The sequence below is a fragment of the Alkalimonas collagenimarina genome (assembly GCF_030717845.1).
Taxonomy (GTDB): domain Bacteria; phylum Pseudomonadota; class Gammaproteobacteria; order Enterobacterales; family Alteromonadaceae; genus Alkalimonas; species Alkalimonas collagenimarina.
Window position 1 is genome coordinate 1 of record NZ_JAUZVZ010000046.1, and the last position, 3160, is coordinate 3160.

Consider the following 3160-nt stretch of genomic DNA (forward strand, 5'->3'; position numbering starts at 1 on the left):
CACTGATTTATTATGAACTAGTACCTCTAGTATTAATATTCGCGTTACTTCAGAGAGAGTCATGACTGCGTCCTTGCGTGGGTCGCGATCACCTCGAATAACTTTACCTCCTCTGGTTGTACCCATTAGCTTGTGAATACTTTTTTTGTTAAGAATATCAAATCTTTTCTCAACAACTCCCTTCCCATCAGGCCTATACGGAGGATTGAAAGATAATTGGGTCATAGGTGATACTTTCACGGTTGGCTCTAAGCCGATCATTTCACCGTTATCACCGACTAACTCTAGTGGTAAATCTGCACATGGCCATTCGGCTTCTGCTATATCAATACCGAAAAGTCTACAGAACTCTTGTTTTGGCAAAAAACTGTTAGCAAGTGCTTGTCTGGCAGCTCTCCACGACGCGAAATACAGCGAAACGTGGAGTCCTGCGATAAGTCTGCTTGCTCTATCTATAACAATATAAATCGTTGGTCTTCCCAATATATATTGAGGACCAAACTCAGATACTATATGCACGTCAGCTACCGTAGCATCAATTTCGAAAACACTACCGGGTAAGGCGCTGCGTTGAGTTGAGACTCCCAAAATACCCCTTTTATTTCTGAGGTAATCTTGTTCAGATGTTCTTTTCTCCACAATTTCATTTTTATTAAACTTATTTTTTAAAAAATAGCAAAACTGTTTGTAGGAAGGTAAAAGCGGTGGTCTCTTATCAAGCCGGGCCCGAATTTTTTCTTGACCATAATAGTCGTCGAGCATTTGCTCATAGACGTCTTTTATTGACGGGGCCGATTCCTTAAGATAGTTACTTGAAATGACTTTACGGAATATTTTTCGATCTTGTTCTTTCATCACATACTTTTCACGGCGTTCCATCGCAAGTGTTCTTGCTTTAATCGGAGCCCCATTAGCATGATCACTGAATGTTTTTTCTTTCCCAGTTCCACCGCAAAGTTCATACCTCGGGACGAGTGCTAATTTTAACTGTCCATTTCTCCAATAATTGGTAAGTAGCCTAGACAGTTCTTTACGGCCTCGTCCCACAACTGACGCATGTATAGCAAGTGCTTTTGAGCGCTGCTTGGTTGCGTACTCAAATAAAAAAGCATGATTTGAAATAAGACCCTTGATGCTATCAAAGTTTCTTTCCATCTTTTCGAGATAGCTTGCAGGAAGTTCAGCTAAGTCTCTTGTTAAGTAAGTAGGCGATTTATATTCTGACAGTTTTGCATGCCTCTCTTTGACTTCAAGAAAGAAAGTAGTAACAGACAGGGCAATAGGTTTAACACTTAATCGTTGGTCATCCAGAGGGAATAGCAATAATGTGTCGATCTGTTCCAAGGTGGAAAGTAATCTATATTTCCCATCTTTGAGAATCGCTGAACCAGACAATAACCAGACATCGTTATTACGAAGCTTCATTTATCGCAACCTTGCCATTTAACCTAACGACGTTTTGTATATCGACAATTCCTTGTTCAGGAATCCTGTAGTCAAGATCAACCGATATATATCGTCTTGCTATTAAAAAGCGAACCAAATCATCGCAATTGTCCGCAACCTGATTATTCTCAAACTTTTCATGCAAATCGGCCAAATAGAAACGACCAACAGATATAAGGTTTAATGCTGTAATAATTTGATCGCTATCAAAGTGACAACTGCCATCTCTTAAGGGAGCTGTAGCCCATGTGATATTTGCACTTTTAGTCATACTTTTTTCGTTGCTGACATAAAGGCTAAATGGAACACCCAGCAACTCCCAGCAGACTCTCTCCAAATCTTGCTTCTCAACCGCCCTAGAATCTTTAAGGAACGAGTCAAGCTTCACTGAAATTGCGTGAAATGACGTATTCTGGGTGTTACCAGATCGCTTAGTTAAAAGTACATCTGTCGTTATGATGATAGGATCTTTCGAAACTGGATGTTTGGGATGTTCAACCCCGATAAGCTCAGCGACTTTTTGTGTGTATGTTAACGGAAAAATAGGAAATTGCTCTCTGATATCAACCACACTATTAGCAAATTCAACAAGATAGAATAATTCAGCTTCACCAGACGATAGTAGATGATGTGTACGATCCGTTTTTAACCCATGAATCGCAGATCGTTTCCCCTTTGATTTAACATCTTGAATCCTTAACCAAGGCTTATAATCTTTACCACTCCCCAGACCATACCCTTGGCGCAATGCTCGCTGAAAGTCACTTATCGTTTCAAGATTCCTAGTCTTCCCCATTAATGCCTCAATTGCTGTAGAAACTCAACCTACATTAGTCCACAAACATTAAAGGGCAAACTTTTTTGTCAAAAATCTTCGTAACGGGCAAACTTTTTTGCTAACGGGCAAACTTTTTTGTCGCTAGACAACTGCCCTGCTACCCAACCGCTGGCCCAGGCCCATTGGAAATTGTAGCCACCCAGCCAGCCAGTGACGTCGACCACTTCGCCAATAAAGTACAGCCCAGACTGGTTTTTTGCCTCCATGGTTTTTGACGATAAATAATCGGTATTTACCCCGCCAATAGTGACCTCTGCAGTGCGATAGCCCTCGGTGCCATTAGGTTTAAATACATAGCCATGCAGGCTATCGGCTATCTGTCGGATACTTTTCGGGTTGAGTGCTTTCAGAGGCTGATTGCTGAACAGCTGCAACTCCAACAGTTTTTCCACCAAACGCTTTGGTAGCCGTTTGCTGAGCACAGTTTTTACTTCCTGCTCTGGGTGCACTTGTTGCTGAGCCAAGAGAAATTCAGCCAGATCCAAATCCGGTGACATATTCACAATGACCTCATCACCCGGCTGCCAGTAGTTAGATATTTGCAAAATAGCAGGCCCACTCAAGCCACGATGGGTAAACAGCATATCCTCCGGGAATACCGTACTGTTGGCCTCAGCGGTCACTGGCAACGAAACACCACTGATGGCTTCAAACACGGTTTTATCACTCGGCTGCCACGTCAGGGGAACCAGTGCAGCTCTAAGAGGCAATACAGGTATGCCAAACTGCTCGGCCAGTTGAAAGCCAAACGCCGTCGCGCCCAAGTTGGGTAAACTTAAACCGCCACTGGCTACCACCAGACTTTGGCACTGCCGGGTTTGCTCTGCAGTGCTGATACTATATAACCCATTGGCAACGCTCACCTCGGTGATCTGT

The 3160-nt window shown here is 42.8% G+C and carries 3 protein-coding genes; all 3 read right to left on the reverse strand.

Going from position 1 to position 3160, the window contains the following annotated elements; all coding sequences use genetic code 11:
• The coding region (locus tag Q3O60_RS17430; protein ID WP_305895202.1) for a TnsB C-terminal domain-containing protein at nt 1-1425 on the reverse strand (1425 nt) is incomplete at its 3' end.
• Nucleotides 1412-2242 carry a TnsA endonuclease N-terminal domain-containing protein gene (locus Q3O60_RS17435; protein ID WP_305895203.1) on the reverse strand — a complete coding sequence of 277 codons (831 nt, stop codon included), beginning with the start codon at nt 2240-2242 and terminating at the stop codon, nt 1412-1414. The genes Q3O60_RS17430 and Q3O60_RS17435, both read right to left, overlap by 14 nt.
• 68 nt (nt 2243-2310) lie before the next feature.
• Nucleotides 2311-3160, reverse strand: an 850-nt coding sequence (locus Q3O60_RS17440) for a BaiN/RdsA family NAD(P)/FAD-dependent oxidoreductase (RefSeq protein WP_305895204.1), incomplete at its 5' end; no start/stop codon positions are given.